Source organism: Oscillibacter valericigenes, from assembly GCF_016902445.1.
GTDB classification, from domain to species: Bacteria; Bacillota; Clostridia; order Oscillospirales; family Oscillospiraceae; genus Oscillibacter; species Oscillibacter avistercoris.
On the sequence record NZ_JACSNX010000083.1, the window covers coordinates 1 to 278 of the forward strand.

The 278-nt window shown below is 54.0% G+C and carries 1 rRNA gene; it reads left to right on the top strand.

From position 1 onward, the window contains the following. Positions 1-170 precede the first annotated feature (170 nt). A 5S ribosomal RNA gene (rrf, locus tag H9X91_RS14125) occupies positions 171-278 on the top strand; the annotation flags it as partial.

Consider the following 278-nt stretch of genomic DNA (forward strand, 5'->3'; position numbering starts at 1 on the left):
AATACAATATAATACAGTTTGTTCTCCGGTAAGACCGGATAACATAAAGTCGTATCTCCCTCCGAGCGAAGCCCAGTGAAACGGGTTCGCGAGGAAGAGGAGGAGCAAGGGAGCGGACAAAGTTTTCGGCGGAGCCGGAAACGGAGTCAAGCGGACTTTGCGACGACGAAGTTGGTGCTGATTAGGGCGAGGGTCCACCCGTTCCCATTCCGAACACGGTAGTTAAGCTCGTTCCTGCCGACAATACTTGGCTGGCGACGGCCCGGGAAAATAGGTAG